General features: G+C 44.7%; 18 protein-coding genes. 7 read left to right on the top strand and 11 right to left on the bottom strand.

The window, feature by feature from the left end; translation table 11 throughout:
* Positions 1-32: 32 nt before the first annotated feature.
* The 6 genes from AC0YN6_RS12580 to AC0YN6_RS12555 all read right to left on the bottom strand — a co-directional run bounded on the left by AC0YN6_RS12580 (position 33) and on the right by AC0YN6_RS12555 (position 5,473).
* Entirely contained in the window at positions 33-1,043 is a 1,011-nt protein-coding gene (locus tag AC0YN6_RS12580) for a metal ABC transporter solute-binding protein, Zn/Mn family (RefSeq protein WP_475747182.1), read from the bottom strand.
* Positions 1,044-1,272: 229 nt separating this feature from the next.
* Positions 1,273-3,267, bottom strand: a complete 1,995-nt coding sequence (gene metG, locus AC0YN6_RS12575; RefSeq protein WP_475747181.1) for a methionine--tRNA ligase — start codon at positions 3,265-3,267, stop codon at positions 1,273-1,275.
* Between the two features lie 397 nt (positions 3,268-3,664).
* Positions 3,665-3,922: a membrane protein insertion efficiency factor YidD gene (gene yidD, locus AC0YN6_RS12570; protein WP_475747180.1), complete on the bottom strand. Its 258-nt coding sequence runs from the start codon at positions 3,920-3,922 to the stop codon at positions 3,665-3,667.
* Positions 3,922-4,359: a Fur family transcriptional regulator gene (locus AC0YN6_RS12565; protein WP_475747179.1), complete on the bottom strand. Its 438-nt coding sequence runs from the start codon at positions 4,357-4,359 to the stop codon at positions 3,922-3,924. The genes yidD and AC0YN6_RS12565 overlap by 1 nt, the downstream gene beginning before the upstream one ends.
* Before the next feature lie 335 nt (positions 4,360-4,694).
* Positions 4,695-4,895, bottom strand: coding sequence for a hypothetical protein (locus AC0YN6_RS12560; RefSeq protein ID WP_475747178.1), 201 nt, complete (start codon positions 4,893-4,895; stop codon positions 4,695-4,697).
* 152 nt (positions 4,896-5,047) lie between these two features.
* On the bottom strand, positions 5,048-5,473 hold the full coding sequence (locus AC0YN6_RS12555; protein WP_475747177.1) for an Hsp20/alpha crystallin family protein: 426 nt from the start codon (positions 5,471-5,473) through the stop codon (positions 5,048-5,050).
* 153 nt (positions 5,474-5,626) lie between these two features.
* On the opposite strand from AC0YN6_RS12555, the gene AC0YN6_RS12550 reads away from it, so the two are divergent.
* From AC0YN6_RS12550 to AC0YN6_RS12530, 5 genes are read left to right on the top strand one after another with little or no spacing between them, the layout of a single operon-like run.
* Entirely contained in the window at positions 5,627-5,854 is a 228-nt protein-coding gene (locus AC0YN6_RS12550; RefSeq protein ID WP_475747176.1) for a spore germination protein, read from the top strand.
* A complete protein-coding gene (locus AC0YN6_RS12545) occupies positions 5,851-6,054 on the top strand; it encodes a spore germination protein GerPB (RefSeq protein WP_475747175.1) in 204 nt (67 codons plus the stop codon). The genes AC0YN6_RS12550 and AC0YN6_RS12545 overlap by 4 nt, the downstream gene beginning before the upstream one ends.
* A 42-nt stretch (positions 6,055-6,096) precedes the next feature.
* Positions 6,097-6,765: a spore germination protein GerPC gene (gerPC, locus tag AC0YN6_RS12540; protein WP_475747174.1), complete on the top strand. Its 669-nt coding sequence runs from the start codon at positions 6,097-6,099 to the stop codon at positions 6,763-6,765.
* On the top strand, positions 6,765-6,974 hold the full coding sequence (locus tag AC0YN6_RS12535) for a spore gernimation protein GerPD (RefSeq protein ID WP_475747173.1): 210 nt from the start codon (positions 6,765-6,767) through the stop codon (positions 6,972-6,974). The genes gerPC and AC0YN6_RS12535 overlap by 1 nt, the downstream gene beginning before the upstream one ends.
* Before the next feature lie 8 nt (positions 6,975-6,982).
* Entirely contained in the window at positions 6,983-7,426 is a 444-nt protein-coding gene (locus AC0YN6_RS12530) for a spore germination protein GerPE (protein ID WP_475747172.1), read from the top strand.
* A 64-nt stretch (positions 7,427-7,490) separates the two neighbouring features.
* Here AC0YN6_RS12530 and AC0YN6_RS12525 read toward each other — a convergent pair whose 3' ends face one another.
* Positions 7,491-8,513 carry a YeiH family protein gene (locus AC0YN6_RS12525; RefSeq protein WP_475747480.1) on the bottom strand — a complete coding sequence of 341 codons (1,023 nt, stop codon included), beginning with the start codon at positions 8,511-8,513 and terminating at the stop codon, positions 7,491-7,493.
* Positions 8,514-8,715: 202 nt separating this feature from the next.
* Here AC0YN6_RS12525 and AC0YN6_RS12520 point away from each other — a divergent pair, with 202 nt between their 5' ends.
* Positions 8,716-9,600 carry a LysR substrate-binding domain-containing protein gene (locus AC0YN6_RS12520; RefSeq protein WP_475747479.1) on the top strand — a complete coding sequence of 295 codons (885 nt, stop codon included), beginning with the start codon at positions 8,716-8,718 and terminating at the stop codon, positions 9,598-9,600.
* A gap of 105 nt (positions 9,601-9,705) precedes the next feature.
* Complete coding sequence (locus AC0YN6_RS12515) at positions 9,706-11,574, top strand: squalene cyclase (RefSeq protein WP_475747171.1); 1,869 nt, start codon at positions 9,706-9,708, stop codon at positions 11,572-11,574.
* 77 nt (positions 11,575-11,651) lie between these two features.
* Here AC0YN6_RS12515 and AC0YN6_RS12510 read toward each other — a convergent pair whose 3' ends face one another.
* From AC0YN6_RS12510 to AC0YN6_RS12495, 4 genes are all read right to left on the bottom strand, one after another.
* Positions 11,652-13,631: a glycoside hydrolase family 15 protein gene (locus AC0YN6_RS12510; RefSeq protein WP_475747170.1), complete on the bottom strand. Its 1,980-nt coding sequence runs from the start codon at positions 13,629-13,631 to the stop codon at positions 11,652-11,654.
* Positions 13,613-15,076, bottom strand: coding sequence for a glycogen synthase GlgA (gene glgA / locus AC0YN6_RS12505; protein ID WP_475747169.1), 1,464 nt, complete (start codon positions 15,074-15,076; stop codon positions 13,613-13,615). The genes AC0YN6_RS12510 and glgA overlap by 19 nt, the downstream gene beginning before the upstream one ends.
* A 136-nt stretch (positions 15,077-15,212) precedes the next feature.
* Positions 15,213-16,325 (bottom strand): glucose-1-phosphate adenylyltransferase subunit GlgD, encoded by a 1,113-nt coding sequence (gene glgD / locus AC0YN6_RS12500; RefSeq protein WP_475747168.1) that lies wholly within the window; start codon positions 16,323-16,325, stop codon positions 15,213-15,215.
* The gene (locus AC0YN6_RS12495) at positions 16,322-17,488 is read right to left on the bottom strand and encodes a glucose-1-phosphate adenylyltransferase (protein WP_475747167.1); all 1,167 of its coding nucleotides are present in this window, start codon (positions 17,486-17,488) and stop codon (positions 16,322-16,324) included. Before AC0YN6_RS12495 ends, glgD begins: the two co-directional genes overlap by 4 nt.
* Positions 17,489-17,498: the final 10 nt, after the last annotated feature.

The following is a 17,498-nucleotide window of genomic DNA, read 5'->3' as shown; positions in this document are numbered from 1 at the left end:
CATAGATCTGCTCCGCAGGCTTACCTTTTGATCTATTGTAATGCTTGCACAAGATTTTGCAAGTTTCGTTCCATTAGCGTGAAGAAGTTCTCACCCTGTTTTTCTTGATCCGGCGTTAGCCCTTCAAGCGGATTAAGCACCATCGTCTCAACATCAGCTTCGCCAGCTAGCGTTTCTGCAAGCTGCTTTGATACTAATTCTTCAAAAAAGATATATTTCACATCATTCGCTTTAACAAACTTCGAAATTTTGAGCAAATCCTGTGCACGAGGCTCTGCATCTGGACTAAGTCCCATAATCGAGATTTGCTTCAAGCCATAGTCTCGTGCTAAATAACCAAATGCTTGATGCGAGGTCACCATATATTTATTTTTTACTTGCGTAAGTTTTGTTGTATATTCCGCATCGATAGCTTCCAGCTTAACTTTTAGCGCTTCATAGTTTTTCTCGTAATCTAATTTGTTATTGCCATCAACTTCTACTAAGCTATTTTTAACATTCTCAGCTAAAATAAGCACTGATTTGGGGCTGACCCACGTATGTGGATCAACACCGTCATGCTCATGAGCGGGTATTTCCGTTTCCTCATGAACATGCTCATCTTCGTGCTCGTTGTCGTCCTCACTACCCTCGATTAACGTAATCCCTTCGCTCATTTCTTTGGTCACTACAGTGCTATCATTGGACAGGCCCTTCAGGAAACCATCCACCCATCCCTCTAGTCCCGCTCCATGATACATAAACAACTGCGCTTTCGAGGCGGTGTCTAGGTCTCGGCTCTTCGGCGTCCAGTCATGCGGCTCAACACCCGCAGCAACAAGATTAACTGCATTGACATGCTCTCCGCCAATTTCGTTTGCTAGAAAATAGAGTGGATAGAAGCTGGTAACGACACTAACCTGATTAGCGGTATCCCCTCCATTATCTTTAATCGGAGTATTTACGTCGTCGGTATTATTACCGCAAGCTGCGGCAAACAGCAGCAATGCTGCAAGTAGAAAACTAAGTGCGACAGGTCTTGTCAATGATTTCAATGTATTCAATTGCGATTCTCTCCATTCATTCTTTCAGTCTTCTTCGTAATCGTTACTATTACGTTTAGTATTATACGACGACCTGAAATAGACTGTCAACCTCATAGATTACTTGTATTGACCAAATTCGAATGAAATATGATTGGTGCTGGATTAACGTATTTTCCGTTACAAAAAAATAGAGGTGCTTCAGAAGTTATATCACTTCTGAAGCACCTCTACTCAAAAACATGAAACGTTATTTAACTACCGCACCATTTGGCATGTTCTCAGGAACTGTAGCCAGAGTAAGCTGATCGCCATGGGATGCAGCTAGTATCATGCCCTGCGACCATTCACCGCGCAGCTTCACAGGCTTTAAGTTCGTTACGCATATGACTTTGCGGCCCACCATTTGTTCCGGGGTATAGAACTTAGCAATACCAGAGACGACCTGCCGCTGCTCATAACCCAAATCAAGTTGAAGCTTTAGGAGCTTATCAGCTTTATGCACAGGTTCAGCGGCAATGACCTGAGCCACGCGCAGTTCAACCTTTGCAAAGTCGTCAATCGCAATTTCTTCCTTGCTATCTACTGCAGGCTCTGCAGTATCGTTTGCAGACTTCTCTGTCGCATTTACAGCAACAGCCTGTTCAACTGGCTGCGCTCCGCCGCCCATCTCTGCAGCGATAAAAGCAGACTCCTCTGCTGTATCAAGACGAGGAAACAGCGGTGAGCCCTTGCTTACTTTGGTTCCTCCAGGAAGCAAGCCAAATTGCTTAGTGCTCTCCCATGAAGTTAATTCACCTTGCTCAAGTCCAAGCTGCTTCCACATTTCCCGCGGGGAATGCGTCAAGAACGGCTGCAGCAAAATAGATACAATACGCAGCGACTCCGCCAAATGATGCATAACCGAAGCAAGTTGATCTTTCTTGGACTCATCCTTCGCTAATGCCCATGGCTGTGTTTCGTCAATATATTTGTTTGTACGGCTCACAAGCTGCCAAAGCGATGCAAGGGCAACAGAAAACTCCATGTTCTCTAGAGCAGCTTCAACCTGTACAATCGTTTCACTCGCGAGCTTCTGTAAGGATTCATCAAAATCCGTTACTGCTCCAGCGAATGGCGGAATAATACCGTCATAATATTTATCAATCATCGCAACTGTTCGGTTGAGCAGATTGCCAAGGTCATTCGCCAAATCGAAGTTGATACGCTCTACAAAGTTTTCTGGAGTAAATGTACCATCTGCTCCGAACGGTACTTCGCGCAAGAGGTAATAACGAAGTGCATCTAGTCCATAACGATTAATCAACATTACTGGATCAACAACGTTACCTTTGGATTTCGACATCTTGCCATCCTTCATCAGAAGCCAGCCGTGTGCAAATACTTTTTTAGGAAGCGGTAATTCAAGCGCCATCAGCATGATCGGCCAATAAATCGTATGGAAACGAACAATCTCTTTCCCTACCAAATGAACATCAGCAGGCCAAAAATCACGGAACTTTTGATCATTGTCTTCGTTGCCGTATCCGAGAGCTGTAATATAGTTTGACAGCGCATCAATCCACACATAAATGACATGCTTGGCGTCTCCAGGAACCTTTACTCCCCAATCAAACGTTGTGCGTGACACTGCCAAATCCTCAAGACCTGGCTTTATGAAGTTGTTGATCATTTCATTTTTACGTGATTCAGGCTGAATGAAGTCAGGATGATCTTCATAGTACTTCAACAAACGATCTGCATATTTGCTCATACGGAAGAAATAACTTTCTTCCTTCACAAGCTCAACTGGGCGACCGCAATCCGGACATTTGCCATCTTCTAGCTGACGCTCAAGGAAAAACGATTCACAAGGCGTACAATACCAGCCTTCATACGTGCCTTTATAAATATCATCTTGCTTTAAGAGCAGAGCAAATATTTTTTCTACAACAAGCTTATGTCGCTCCTCGGTCGTCCGAATGAAATCATCATTCGAAATTTCAAGCTTCGACCACAGATCTTTAATGCCAACAACAATGTCGTCAACGAATTGCTGCGGCGTTTGATCCTTCTCCTTGGCCTTGCGCTCAATCTTCTGACCGTGCTCATCCGTTCCAGTCAAATACCATACATCATAGCCGCGAAGGCGCTTATAACGAGCCATTGCATCCCCAGCCACCGTCGTATAAGCATGACCGATATGAAGCTTATCACTCGGATAATAGATCGGCGTCGTAATATAAAATGTATTTTCTTTCGTCATCAGAAGCCCTCCAAAATAAATTAGTCTAAAAAAAACGCAAAAAACTCCCGTCCATCATGGGACGAGAGTTAGAACTCACGCGGTACCACCCAAATTTCAATCTAGAAATGAACGGCTGAGCCGAAATTTCTAGAAAGCTTCGTGTGCCGCCAAACAGGCGGCTTACGCCGTTAACGCCAGCCTCGCGTCGCTCCCTTACTCAGCAATAACGCTGCAGCTTGAAAGCGAATCCTCCCGGACCATTTTCCAATCATGTCCCTTACCGGCTTGCACCATCTTTCCCGGCTCTCTGCAAAGGGTCTACTATTGTACTTATCCGTTCCACGGACATATAAAGAAATCCAATATTTATTATACTGCTTATAAATCAAAATATACCCAAATAGAACCCCCTCTGTCAAGGAGCATCTATCTTGTCTTCACTTACAGGCGGGACAGGGTCAAATCCGCCAGCGTTAAATGGGTGGCAACGTGCGATTCGCTTGATCGCGAGCCAAGAGCCTTTAGCCGCACCATGCTTCTCAATCGCTTCCAGCGCATACATAGAGCAGGTCGGGTAAAAACGGCATGAGGGCGGCGTCAAAGGTGAAATAACTTTACGATAGAAGAGTATCGGAGCCTTCGTTACCCTTTGCATTACGCGTGGTTTCGTCATTAGGCTTCGCTTACTGCAGGCTCATCTTGAATACATCCCTTACAATAGCCGAACACCTCGAATTTATGCTTCACGACCCGAAATTCATCAGGAACGCTCGTTTGCTCCATTGGGCAAAAAGTAATGGGATAAGTCATTCCACATTGCAGACAAATCATATGATGATGATGCTCATGCTCCCTGCAATGCAGCTTGAATTTGCCGCCTTCTTCGAATATTACCTGCTCCAATACACCGAGCTCTTCCATGACTCGCAAATTACGATATACTGTATCGAAGCTTAAGCCTGCATACGATTTCCCCATATATTCATAGACTTCTTTCGGCGCCAAATAGCCTGGTGTCTCTGAAAATAGCTTTGCAAGCGTTTTCCGCTGATCCGTTATTCTCAATCCTTGACTAGACATGCGTCTTATAATGTCTTCCATAGTATGCATTTGTCGAACCTCCGGACTAAAAAATTGTTTATCTCCATAATGACGAAAAAAAAAGCTCTCGTCAATGAGAGCCTCGATTTAACCATTTAATCTCATATTGATCATAAAACTAGCACACATCGCTACAAATAACACAATACTAGTAAACCCAACCAGCTTACGCCTTGTATTCAGTCTTTTGACCAGTGAGGAATCATTGGATAGCCGTTTCGATTCCGAATATGTACGATGCAAAAACATATAGCTGATAATGGAAATGACAAACAGCATGTTAATAAAAAACCATATAATTGTCCAGGTCAAGCCGTTACCTCCGGTCGTGATCAGCTATAAAACTATAGATACCACTTATTTAGTATATACATAAAGACAACGAAACTCACGACCGCGCCTGCAAAGCTAAACCAGCCCGTACGAAATTTTTGCTGAAACATTCGCAAGATGCCAAAGCTGAGTAAACCGAAAATAAGCATTAGAAAGACGATTCCAAGTATAAATAAGTTAGCAGAAACACTGCTTACATCGACTAATGACACTGAACACACTCCCTTTTTTACTAATATGTACATGTTCATTAGACATTATAAGGGATAGAGAAACCATTAGCCAGCTGTAATCCCTGTCGATTTCGTGACAAAAAGAGCACATCTCGTTTAGATACGTGCCCTCCTATACTAGCATGACTAATCTACCAACGAATAATCGCTTCGTGATAATTACGATTGGTCGCTCTCTTCTGAAGCTTTACATGGAGCACATTGTCCTTCACCGTCGTCTTGCAGACCCTCGGTTTCACGAGCTTAGGCAGCTTGATCGTCTCTTCTTTCTCACTCGGCAGACCACTCAGGCGCAGCCGATCCTCTCTTACGAACAACCGCAACTGCTCTTTATTAAAGCCTTCCGGCAATTTAATTTTTACACTCAAGAAATGACGTGTCTCAGAAAAGGTCGCTGATCCGCCTCCGATCATTACGCCAGCCGCTTCTGGCAGCGCCTTGGTCAACATTTTCCGCACATATTGCTCCACCCAATCCGGCTCACGCAGCAGCTCAAAGCCCTTAGGCATTTGCTGCTTCTCCATCCATCGTTCCATTTCATCCCATTTGGATGCCACAAGCAAACACCCGCCTTCCAGCACTTCTAACAGCATATGCGCCTAGTGGCATTAGCGATACTTTCGCCACGGTAACCTCTGGGCGAATGCCGCATAAGATATACCACAATCGCCTAATCATAAAAAAATCAACTATAAAAAGGGAGGATGCTCATGCCAGCTGTCGTCGGTTTTGTCAAAATTGTTAGCGTTGGTTCCGGCTCCATTATTCAATTTGGTGACACCTTGGAAGTGTCTCCAAATAGCTCGTCAAAGACATATGCAGGATCAGGATCATTCCTGACAGGCAGTCTAACGAACTCAAATAATGCTGTCAGCGCAACAAACACCCTTGACCCGGACTTGCAAGATAATTCAAATAATGATGTGAGTGCAATATGAGCTTAACCATTCATCAACAAATTACGATCCATCAGCTTCGTGTCGACAGCGTATCGAACAGCTCTGTCTTACAGGTCGGCAGCGCTGGATCCATTCGCTCATTGTCACAGCTCTATAATAGCGGCGGGTTCACCGAGCCCGCTCCAGAGCTGGCCGCCGATAACCCGCTTTCTTTCGTACCTCTGCCAAACCCTACCTAAGCGATAAATTCGAACTCATTATGAGTAGGAGGAGCAAGTCACATGCAGCAGCCTAATCCGCTTTCCCCTTGGCAAATGTGGTCTCTTGAAGTGCAAAATAAGCTTAAAGAGCAGCAAGAGCGGCTCGGAGCGCTTGAAGCAAAAGTAGCAGCTTTATGCGAGCAGGTTAAGCAGCTCGAAGCGCGTCCTACTTACAATATAGAAGGCATTCAATATCATTTTGATCAATTGAAAGTTGAGAAGCTTGATGGCACGCTTAATATCGGGATGACCGCACCAGGTATGAGTGACGATACATTTCCCGGTACCATTGAACAGCAGGCTGTATCACAGACGCCTGTTTTTCCGACTGCGGGTTCATCTATTCCGCCGCAAAACGGGCTATACAACGATATTTTTAATGGAATGACTCGCTTTTTGGATGAGGAAGCTCCACAAAGATTGCTTTCCTATGAACAAGAGCTTCAAATTCCATTAGATCCTTATCATCGACAGATCGTTATTAATGATGTTCGTAAACAAGTACCCACACGTATTCAACATTATATGCAAAAGGCAGGTCAAGGCGATGATGCAAAGCGGACATCGAATGATCACACTGCAGTTACAGCTAGCGTATTAGCCAAAACAATAAGGGATGCGGACGCAGCGCTGCTCGCTTACATGCGCCAACTGCAAACTAGCTCCCCTTCAACTGGAGGAATGTCATAATGCTTTATTTCAAAGTCGTTAATCATCTTTTAAGTGTTGGTCAAATTGAAGTGCTCGGCGTATCTAGCGCATCTATGCTGCAAGTAGGCGATACAGATAACGTCGCGTTATACTCCATGTTCGATACACCACCGGAATCAGTCATTGTTGGTCCGATTGCTCCATTTCCAGAGCCTGAGGAATCGAGCAGTACATTTGGCACGTCATAGGTAAAACAATGAATCGGATAAATGACCAATCTCTAAATACGTACCCCGTACGAACAGCGACGGTCGGTTTCCTTCGCATTATAAGCGTCGCTCAGTCTGGTATTGTACAGCTCGGAGATCGAGCTGATACGAAAGCTAAGCTTCGAGCGTTAGCCGTTCAACGGAAGGAAGATCATTTGACTTCAGGTGAAGTTTTTTTTGAATCCTATGATATCTTCTCAAGGCCGCTGCCCATTCTCCTCGATCCCGAATTTGACAATACTCAGAACTTCGCGTTGTTTAGAACTAACTGTTCACCGAATATTACGGTCGGATACATACAAGTTATTGCATCCGGCTCAGCTGCCAGCATTCAGATCGGCAATGGCGTTAACTTAAATGCAGAATCACGGATCAAGCATATTCGGCAATACCCGCAGCAAAATTCCTCTCCTCCTTTAAGATGTAATTAGATAGTGAATGAGCGAACCAAGTCCGCTAGGCTGCAATTGCCCTGCGGACTTTTTTTCCACCTTATTAAGCCAATTGAAAGCAATGCACGAGCAGTAAACCTAGTCCAGCCAATAGGACCGAACCGATAAATCCAGCGATAAAAGGTTTTTTTCCGCGTTTCCTGAATACATCGATATCGACACCAAGCCCGAGACCCGCCATCGCCATCGCGATGAGAAAATAAGCGGCAACAATAAGATTTGTGGTAATTTCAGCTGGAATGACACCTAATGTATTGATTCCGCTCATGACAAGAAATCCGACGATAAACCATGGAATAGGCAGTTGCTTCAAATTGATTTTTTCTGATTTCTGAGCTTTGCGCCCATTCAAAATTGCTATGATTATGGCAACTGGGACAAGCATCGCTACTCGAGTCATTTTTACGATTACAGCCAAATCTATCGCTTCTTGCCCTCCAGGTGCAGCGGCAGCAATGACATGTGCGATCTCATGAAGCGTTGCCCCGGCAAAAATTCCATAGCCGGTATCGCTCAGCCCGAGCACCGGATATAATACCGTGTATGCTAATGTAAAGATTGTTCCTAAAATGGCAACTGTCGCCGCACTAATTGCCGTTTCAATTTGACTTGCCTTCAATTGCGGTGCTATTGCTACTACAGCTGCAGCACCGCAGATTGCCGTGCCGCAAGCCGTTAAGAGTCCTAGATTTCTGTCGATCTTCAACCATTTGCTAATCCCGTATACAACGAAAATTGTGAATATAATATTTACTACAGCAATGACAAACACCTTCGGCCCCGCATGTAAAATATCATTCAAATTCAGTCGGAGTCCAAGAAGGATAATACCGTATCGCAGCAGTTTTTTGCTTGAAAATGATATGCCGCTCGTCGCCTGCTCTGGAATACCTATCCATGCTCGAAATGCGATGCCAAGCAATATTGCTACTACAAGCTGCCCCATAACATTAAATAAAGGAAGCATTGCGATACATTTCGCGGAAATGGCAATCACTATTGTATAGGCTACACCAATTGTAAAACCTGATCCTCTATTATTATGACTCCTTATAACTTCTCTTATTATCATGACCATCACCTCTGCCTCAAAACTTAATTGATTTAACCTTGTTGCATTCACTATAAGGCACCCAACCTACAATGTGAAATACCTATTCCCTATCTTAATCATTAGTAATACTTATGATTGAATTGCATTTATCGCATTTTTGTCATAATGTTACTTTACATAGGGTGAAAATCGAGTTTAATAATGAGGGATTATGATGATTATCGAGGCATTACGGGTATTTGTTACTGTAACGGAGCAGAGCCATTTCTCAAAAGCAGCCGATTTATTGAATATTTCTCAACCAGGCGTAAGCCTGCATATTCGTAATTTAGAAAATGAGCTTGGCGCTAAGCTTCTGCATCGTTCTCCGAAGCAAGTTCGGCTTACTGAAGCCGGGCATATTATGTATCAACGAGCCAAGCAAATTTTGGCTTTATATGAGGAAGCTAAGCAAGACATTCAGCTATTGCAGGATAAAGTAACGGGAAGTCTGCGAATTGGTGCAAGCTTTACGATAGGTGAATATGTTCTTCCAAGGCGGCTCGCTGAATTTGCTGTCCAATATCCGTTAGTAACTTTGCAAACCACAATTGGAAATACAGAGGAAATTGTACAAGCCGTCAGATCTAATGAACTCGATATTGGACTCATTGAAGGCGACACAACGTCAACTGATTTAGTTGTTACGCCTTATATGAAAGATGAAATGATTCTAATTGCCCCAGCTGCTCATCCGCTTGCTGCGGAGCGCTTTGTTGACGCTGAAATGCTTCAAAATCAAGTTTGGGTTCTGAGAGAGAGCGGCTCTGGTACACGGGCCTTTAGCGATCAATTTTTTCGTGATGCGCGAATTAATCAAAAACGCTCTTACATTTTCAATAGCAGTCAAAGTGTGAAAGAATCTGTCGTATCCGGATTAGGGATAGCCATGTTGTCACGCTGGGTCGTAAGAAAAGAAGTAGAAACGGGGGAATTGATTCAGCTTCGATTGAATAAGCAGCGCTTTGAACGTGATTTCTCAATCATTCGCCATAAAGATGGCGCTAATTCTATGGCTCTCGCTATGCTGCTTCAACGACTGCTGACTCAAAGTGAGTAAGCGGAATCATTACACGGTACATTCCCTATCTGCGGTCTCCGACTGTGTTGGCATCTAGGTGCATATACATTAAGCAACTAAGGATGCAAAGGATGAATGCGCCAAATGGATATGAAACGAATCCGTGCACGGATAGATGAAATGTCTGCCGATCTGATTGGGCAGCAGTCGCAGGATGGTGCATGGCGAATGTGTTTTGATTCAGGGACGATGACCGATAGTTACTTGATTATTTTACTTCGTCTATTAGGAAGAGCAGATGAACGTTTGATTCATATGCTTGCGGCACGAGTAGCTTCTAAGCAGGAGGAAAATGGTGTGTGGAAGGTTTTTCCTGACGAGATCGAAGGCAACTTGGATGCGACCGCTGAGGCCTACTTTGCACTGCTGTATGCGGGGTTTTATTACGAGTCTGATCCTCGTATGTTAAGGGCTAAGCAGTTTATTCTGAAAAGCGGCGGTATAGCTGAAGTTAGATCCCTGCTTACGCAGGTTATCTTTGCCGCTGCTGGTCAAGCAGAATGGCCGCGGTTGCTGCGTATCCCGCTTGAAGCTTTTTTCTCAGATATTGGGATTGGTCTAGACTTGTTCTCTCTTTCCGGTCATGCACGCGTCCATCTTGTCCCAACCTTAATAATGGCTAACAAACAATTTGTACGCATAACGGCAAACATGCCGGATTTAGCTTATCTTTTTGCCGGAACCTCACGTGCTTTTTCGAATGATACCACATGGATATCCGCTTTGAATGAATTTATTTCCAGCTTGCCTTTATCAAGCCTGCTTCCTTCCAGCTCCAAAACTACATACGAGCAAGCTGAGGCATTTATGTTCGAAAGACTGGAGCCAAACGGCACACTGCTGACCTTCTCTACTGCGACTATTTTGATGATATTATCTTTATTATCGCTAGGTTATTCCGCTGATTCACCTGCTATCAACCGATTATTGTCTGGTATTTTCTCTGTAATGTGCATCGATAGACCCCATCTTCAGGTCGCATCCTCTGAAGTATGGGACACTTCAATGTTGGCCTACGCTTTGCGAGAGGCTGGGGCCTCACCCAGTATGCCTGCTCCCCAGAAAGCTGGTGTTTATTTGCTCTCAAGGCAGCAAGTTCGTATGGGGGATTGGGCAAAGCGATTGCCGAATACGCCTGCGGGAGGCTGGGGCTTCTCCGATGTAAACACGCTGTACCCTGACGTCGATGACAGCGCCTCGGTTCTTCGCGCTATACGTCCCTATATATCCGAAGCCAATGGTTTACATGCCAACTGGCAAAGAGGTCTAAACTGGGTATTAGCGATGCGTAATGATGATGGGGGCTGGCCTGCGTTTGAGCGCCAAGGCAACCAGCTGCCCGCAAGCTTCTTTACTTTCGAAGGTTCCTCTGACATCTCTACAGATCCTTCAACAGTAGACTTAACAGGCCGTGTGCTTGGATTTCTGGGAGATGAGCTCGATATGACGATCGGCCATCGCTGGCTTGATGACAGCGTGCAATGGATTCTCTCGCAGCAGAAGAGAGATGGTAGCTGGTATGGTCGGTGGGGAATTGCATATACCCATGGCACAGGTGCTGCAATTAAAGGGATGTCAGCTGTTGGTGTACCCGCTGACCATCCTGCTATTCAGAAGGGCGTAAAGTGGCTGTTAAACATCCAAAACGAAGACGGAGGCTGGGGTGAATCCTGTCTGAGCGATAAAGTGAAGCATTATGTCCCGCTCCACGCGAGTACACCTTCTCAGACGGCATGGGCACTCGATGCGCTTACAGCTGTATATGCAAAACCGAATGCCTCTTTGGAAAGAGGAGTCGAAGCTTTGCTCCAATCGCTTGAACGGCGAGATTGGACGTACACCTACCCAACTGGAGCTGCGCTTCCTGGCAGCGTATATGTTCATTATCCAAGCAATAACTATATATGGCCCCTTCTCACTCTATCAACGATTTTAAAAAAATACAGCTCATAAACTCCCTCAGATATAAGGAAACAGCCGGCAAATTATGCTCGGCTGTTTTAATTTACAACTCAGGCTTCACTCAAAAGTTATTGATGTGACTCCAGTTCCATTCTAAGACGTTTATATTTCTCTGCGTACTTGATCACGCTGTGAATGACGGTCGCATGCGACCATGTAAGCGGAGCTACCGATAATGGTGAGCCGTCGTAAGGATTAAGCTGCTCCGGCAGCAAGCCGCTACGCAGCGCATGATCAGAAACCCATTGCAGCGTGCTGCGCGGTCCCTCAAGCTCTTCAAGTGTTATAGCAGAATCAATCTCAAAGTTAGCTACCCAAAGCGTGCAAATAATCCATGGGTTTCCAGGTACCTTATCAATTTCGCCAGATTGCTGGAAATAATAATCGTTCGTGTAACGAGCGATTCCTCCGATGTGGGTTTTGACTTGAAGTCCATCCTTGATCGCATGCATCGTCTGCACAACACGATAATCATCAACGGGAAGCACCCCAAATTCCAGAACGCCGAATAAGCTGCTCTCAAGCGTCATATCCTTCACCCAACGATTATCCTTCTGAATCAGTCCTCTTGCGAATCGTCCGGTTTCTTCATCCCACAGATTCGTTATAATTCCATGTTTGATCTTTTCAGCAGTGCTCTTGTAAAGATCACTGCGCTCATAATCACCGAATAGATCCGTGAAGAATGAAGCAGCCATCAAACCGCCGTATACGGATGCCGCGGTGTAGGTCCAGATGCCGTAGCGCTCCTCCCACAAATCGTAGCTAGGCTTCGGCAACGACAAGGAAGGCTCCATATATGAGGTTAAAAAAGTAGCAGCCTTCCGAATAAGGTTGCTATATAATGACTGCGGCAGCTCAATGATTTGGTTGCGTGAGTAGTCCTTCCATAGAGCAAACAACACAAGTGCGGTTTCATCCTCTTGAATAGGCAATCGTCTGCTGCCCTGCACGATATAAGGATGCCAGCTGGAGCCAACCGTACCGTCTGGATTGTATTTATGATACAAATAACCTTCAGGTGACAAGGCTTGTGCACAGAAATGGAAAAATGGAGAAATCACGCTCTGATACCCCGCCATGGACATAGCGTCAGCAATAAGAGCGCCGTCGCGCGGCCACATATAGCTGTAATGATCCCGGTTATATTGCAAAATATCGGTATCATTCGCAGCCAATATCGCTCCTCGCTCATCCACCTGCGTCCTTACGAGAAGCAAGCTTTGTTTGAACATCTTAACCACATCATGCGGCAAATCACCAAGATCTGACTCTGCTCTGCGAAGCCAATGCTTCCAGTAAATCACTATTCGGCTAAGCAGCTTCTCCGGATGATTCTCCTGCACATAGTGGTTCAGCTCTTTCACTTCTTCTAGGTTCTGACCAATAGACATCCAATAATAAATCGTTTTATCGCTGTTAGGAGGTACGACTGTGCGGAAGCTGATCGTACTATCAACAGAACCTTGTGCAATGGAATTGCCCATAAGCACGCCGTCCTCCGCGTCACGCCATGTTCCTTCAGCGGATTGAAATCTCTTTATGCCCGTTGAATATTGGGTCATGCCGCCTTCATCCGAGAAACCATTGAACATGAAATAATTATTACGCTTGTAATGATACAAGGTATGATTCTCTGGATAATAAACGGCGGTATCACCAACCTCCGTACCGTCAATCATCAAATCTTGGTGAAAAAACAAACGTACCTCTTTCGTATCATTTGTTTTGTTTCGAATAACTACCCGTTTAATGTAAATACATTCTCGCTGATGAATCCCGTCATTCATATTAAGCTCGATGCCTAATCCATCGTGTTTAGCCGTAATATTCGTAACTAAAGAATCCTCAAGATAATCAAGATCAAACTTCCACCCCGGCTCATCCAGCCAGCTAAAGGCACCTTCAACCCAAATGCCTAAGCGGCAGTACTGTCCGCCTACATGGTTTAACTGACCCACGAATGGATAATAAATATCCCGAATATAACAATGTTGATCTAAATTTAAGAGCATCTTTCCGTTGCCGATTACAAGATGACGGGCCATGATTCCTTCTCCTTCCCATGCGCTAAAAGTTGTGAGTAAACGGATATATAGGCTTTGGCAGACCGATTCCAGCTGTAATCCTCATTGCTGCCATTACTCACGATTTGCTTCCAGACTTCCTGATTACGATAAAGAGCCAAAGCTCTTCGCACGGTATACATATAGTCGTGTGCATTGTAATTTGTGAAGCTGAAGCCGTTACCTTCGCCAGTATATTCGTTATAGGCTTGTACCGTGTCCTTTAGTCCGCCTGTCTCCCGAACAATTGGAACGGAACGATAGCGCAGTGCAAGAAGTTGACTTAGACCGCACGGCTCGAACTGTGAAGGCATTGCAAACATGTCCGAGCCTGCATATATTCGGCGTGCAAGTCTGTCATCATAACCGATCCATACGGCAACCTTATCGGGATGGCGATATGCTGCATCATTGAAAAAATGCTCATATTGCCCATCGCCGGCTCCTAATACTACAAATTGAACGTCTTCTTGAAGCAGCTCTTCGAATGTAGCTCTAATTAAATCAAAGCCTTTCTGCTCCACCAAACGGGAGACAATTCCGATAAGCGGAATATCTTCCGATTGCGGAAGCCCTAACTCGCGCTGCAGCTCCACTTTATTTTTTCGTTTGCGATTCAATGCGTTGCGATATGGAATAGTAAGTGCCGCGTCATTCATGGGATCAAACAATTCATCATCGATGCCATTCACAATGCCGATCAAATCACCTGAACGATATCGAAGCAGCGAATCCAGCTTTTCCCCGAAATATTCGGTCTGAATTTCTTCCGCATACGTACCGCTGACCGTCGTCAGTTTATCGGCATAGACGAGACCGCCCTTCATACAGCTGCCTGCTCCGTGAAACTCCAAGCTGTCAGTAAGAAACATGTCATCTCCGGCGCCAAGCAAATCCTTCAGGAGCTCGATGCCAAATAAACCTTGATATCTCAAGTTATGAATCGTAAAGACCGATTTGGTATAGGCCCAAGCAGGGTCGAAGTAGTATCTCGTTTTTAAGAGAAAAGGGATGAGTCCGGTTTGCCAATCATGACAATGAACGATGTCAGGATGGAAATCCATATAACGCACAGCTTCCATCACTGCTAAGCAGAAGAAGACAAATCTTTCAGCATCATCCCCGTAACCATAGAGGCCATCTCTCTTAAAATAAAACTCGTTATCAATTAAATAATAAGTAATACCGTCCAGCTCAGCTCTAAGCAAACCGCAGTACTGATTACGCCAGCCTACTGATACAGTAAAATGTGCAACCTGCTCGAATTGGCCAACAAGAGCAGCAGGAATTTGTACATATTTCGGCATTACAACTCTGGTATCAACGCCCCGCTTATTCAGCGCCTTAGGGAGCGCCCCTGCAACGTCGGCGAGTCCACCTGTCTTCGCAAGAGGCACCGCTTCTGAGGTTGCGAACAAAATGTTCATAGGATTCTCCTTTCACATGGACGCCGCATCAGCAATGTATGAACCCAATTGGAATCGATTACCGATTCCCGATCGTGGCATATCGCATTTTTCGCGGCAAAATAATAGAATATGATCAAATAAACGATAACTTACATTAAATAATTTTGCGTTTACCAGCTAAGAATGGCGAGCTGGCTGCTCCCCTAATATCACGATCTGGTTCGACGCGGACATCTTTGTCCAAAATACTATGCTGCAAAAAGCTATTTTCGCCAATAACTCCATTTTGCATAACGATGCTATTGCTGACTACAGCACCTTTTTGAATGTGTACGCCTCGGAATATAATGCTGTTCACAACCGTACCTTCAATGCGGCAGCCGTTTGCAATAAGCGAATTCGTAACTTTAGAATTCCCCAAATACCGGGCAGGAGGTTCATCCTTTACTTTTGTAAAAATCGATCCCGGCTGGTAGAATAGTTCCTTCCAAACGTCCGGTTTAAGCAAATTCATATTATTGCGGTAATAACTGCTGAGTGTGTTAACCACACCCAAGTAACCCTCATACATGTATCCATATACATTAAGCTGATCTAACCTAGAAAATATAGCTTGCCTAACTAAATGATCATGACCTTGCGCGAGTGAAGTCTCTACCAGCTCCATAAGCAGCTCTTTGCGCATGATGTACATTTCCATAGAGTTAATATCACTAGTCATGCGCCCATAATGATCCTGAATAGCGACAATACGGCCTTCCTCATTCATCTTTACTTTACGAGCCTTGCCCGTTAATAAATCCGCCTGCTGCTTGCATACAACTGTGATGTCAGCTTCGCGCTCCAAATGAAAATCGATGACCTTCTCGAAATCGATATTGCACACCATATGGCTGCGTGTAATAACGACATAATCTAAAGATGAACGATTAAAATAATCACGCTGCTGATAGAAATGGTATAAATCCCCACGACTAATCTCCTGAATATCGTCGGTTACGGGCGGGAGCACGAATAATCCGCTTTGTCGATGCTGCAAATCCCAATGCTTGCCTGAGCCTAGATGATCCATCAGAGAGCGATATTTCGTATGAGCAAACACGGCTACCTTCGATATTCCTGAGTTCACCATGTTAGATAATACAAAATCTATTAATCGATAGCGAGCACCAAAGGGAACTGTAGCAAGGCAGCGACCCTGTGTTAAATGCTCAAGCTCATCAGTTTCATGAATTAAATTAATGACGCCCATGACTTTGTGCTTCATGAGTGCTCCACCTCCTGCAGCAAATGTTCATTCGTCACATATTGATCGACTGCGATAACAGTAATGGTATCATCATCCGGACTTCCAATCGTTACGCCCGCTTGAATGACTGCACCTTCACCAATGATAGCTCTATATATTCGCGCCCCTTCGCCTATTCTTACGTTAGGCATGACGACTGATTCTGTAATGACAGAGTTTTTTTCAGCCTTTACACCATAGAACAATACGGATCGATCAACAATGCCTTCGATCATACAGCCTTCTGTAATCAAAGCAGAAGATACCTCCGCACTTGCTCCAATATGCTGAGCTGGTTGATTTGGACTAACGGAATAAATGCGCCAATCGGAATCTGCAAGCTCCAGAGACGGCTCATCGGCAAGTAAATCCATGTTCGCTTCCCAGAGGCTCTCGATTGTTCCAACATCCTTCCAATAACCCTTGAACGGATATGAATGCAAATTTTTTCCGTCTCTCATCATGGCAGGAATGAGATCCTTGCCAAAATCATGGCTAGAGGTGCGGCTTGCCTCATCATAGATCAGATACTTTTGCAGCTCGGACCATGTGAAAATATATACACCCATTGAAGCGATGTTGCTCGTTGGGTTTTTCGGTTTTTCCTCAAAGGAAGTAATTCGATCCTCATCGTCGATGTGCATGACACCAAAACGGCTCGCTTCTTTCCAATCGACCTCGATTCCTGCAATCGTCACATCGGCACCGGATCTCTTATGGTGCTCGAGCATCAGATCATAGTCCATTTTATAAATGTGATCGCCTGAAATAATGAGTACATATTCAGGATTGTAAGGTTCGATGAAAGAGATATTTTGATAAATGGCGTTCGCTGTGCCTTTGTACCATACACCGCCCTTTTGCTTCATAAACGGCGGCAATATCGTCATGCCTCCATCACGGCGGTCAAGTCCCCAAGGACTGCCAATGCCAAGATAACGATTGAGTTCTAGCGGCTGATATTGCGTTAGAACGCCTACGGTATCAATTCCAGAATGTACACAATTACTTAGCGTAAAATCAATAATTCTGTATTTTCCGCCAAAATAAACTGCTGGCTTAGCTAAATCTTTTGTAAGCACACCCAGCCTTTTACCTTCGCCTCCTGCAAGCAGCATAGCGATCATTTCTTTACGGCCCATGGACACCAAC

This window comes from Paenibacillus sp. J22P15, from assembly GCF_056269345.1.
This window is presented reverse-complemented; position numbering and strand designations above follow the sequence as displayed.